Origin of the sequence: Sphingopyxis sp. (assembly GCF_016793825.1) — a bacterium.
Classification (GTDB): domain Bacteria; phylum Pseudomonadota; class Alphaproteobacteria; order Sphingomonadales; family Sphingomonadaceae; genus Sphingopyxis.
In genome coordinates, this window is the sequence record NZ_JAEULM010000025.1 from 1 (window position 1) to 1,924 (window position 1,924).

Below are 1,924 nucleotides of genomic sequence, written 5' to 3' on the forward strand. Positions count from 1 at the left end.
AGGATTTGGGTTGTGATGTCGTGTTGAGAGAGTCCGAAGTGTTTGAACAGGTCTTCGATTGGCGCGGAGGCGCCGAAGCTGTCGATACCGAAGCGCAGGCCGTGGCGGCCAGTGTAGCGTTCCCATCCGAAGGTGGTTCCGGCCTCGATCGAGACGATGAGGGCGTCGTCGGGCAGGATATCGGCCTGATAGGCGGCGTCCTGTTCGTCGAAGAGTTCGGTCGATACCATCGAGACGACGTCGGCGCCGTGGCCTGCGGCTTCCAGCTTGTCGGCAACCTCGATCGCCAGCGACACCTCCGAGCCGGTCGCGACGAGCACGACCTTGCGGGCCGCGTCGGCGGTGCGAAGGCGGTAACCGCCTTTCAGGCAGAGATTTTCCGTGACGTCATGACGCAGCGGCGGGAGGTTCTGGCGGGTCAGCGCAAGCAGCGACGGCCGGCTTTCCTGCGCCAGCGCGATCGCCCAGCATTCGGCCGTCTCGACCGCATCGGCGGGGCGCATGACGAGCAGATTGGGCATCGCGCGCAGCGATTGCAGATGCTCGATCGGCTGATGCGTCGGACCGTCCTCGCCAAGGCCGATGCTGTCGTGCGTCATCACATAGACGACACGCTGGCGCTGGAGCGCCGACAGGCGGATCGCGGCGCGGCAATAGTCGGCGAACACCAGGAACGTGCCGCCATAAGGGATGATCCCGCCATGCAGCGCCATCCCGTTCATCGCCGCCGCCATGCCGAACTCGCGGATGCCGTAATAGATATAGCGGCCGGCATAATCGGTGCGGGTCAGCGGGCCGGTCGAGGCCGTCTTCGTGTTGTTCGAGCCGGTGAGGTCGGCACTGCCGCCGACAAGCGACGCGATGTCGGCGGTCAGCGCGCCCAGCGTATTCTCCGACGCCTTGCGCGTCGCGACCTTCGGCGGCGCGGCGACGAGCCCGTCGAGATAGGCCTGGAACGCGGCGCCCGGTGCGACCTTGCCGCTCAATCGATCTTCAAATTCCGTTTTCTTTTCGTTGCTTGAAAGGCGATCATTCCATTCGGCATGAAGGACTTTGCCCTTCTCGCCGAACGCCGCCCACGCCGATGCGATATCGGCGGGGATGACGAACGGCTCGGCCGTCCAGCCGAGTTCACGGCGCGCCGCCGCAATCTCGTCGGCACCCAGCGCCGCCCCGTGCGTCGCCGACGTCCCCTGCTTGTTCGGCGCGCCAAAGCCGATGATCGTGCGGCACGCGATCAGCGACGGACGCGGATCGGCCAGCGCGGCATCGATCGCGCGGCGGATGTCGGCAGGGTCATGGCCGTCGCAGCGCTCGACATGCCACCCCGTCGCCGCATAGCGCGCCGCGACATCCTCGCTCGTCGACAGGTCGGTCGAGCCGTCGATCGTGATCCCGTTGTCGTCCCACAGCACCGTCAGGCGGCCAAGGCCAAGGTGACCCGCAAGCCCGATCGCCTCGTGGTTGATCCCTTCCATCAGGCAGCCGTCGCCCGCGATCACCCAGGTGCGGTGATCGACCAGCGCGTCGCCGTAAAGCGCATTCAGGTGCCGCTCGGCAATCGCCATGCCGACCGCGGTCGCCAGCCCCTGGCCCAGCGGGCCGGTCGTCGTCTCGACGCCCGCCAGCTCGAAATTCTCGGGATGTCCCGCACACGGGCTCGAAAGCTGCCGAAACCCGCGAATGTCCTCGATCGTCGGCCGCGCATAGCCCGCCAGATGCAGCGTCGCATACGCCAGCATCGATCCATGACCCGCCGACAACACGAACCGGTCGCGATCCGACCACCCCGGCGCCGATGGATCGAACTTCAGATAATCCGAATAAAGCACCGTCGCAACATCCGCCATCCCCATCGGCATCCCAGGATGACCGCTGTTCGCGGCCTCAACCGCATCCATCGCTAAAGCTCGGATCGCGTTGG

1 protein-coding gene is annotated in these 1,924 nt (G+C 66.1%); it reads right to left on the reverse strand.

Going from position 1 to position 1,924, the window contains the following annotated elements:
- Window positions 1-1,924 (reverse strand): transketolase (gene tkt / locus JNM03_RS08235; RefSeq protein ID WP_294035986.1); only part of this gene is annotated, 1,924 nt, incomplete at both ends.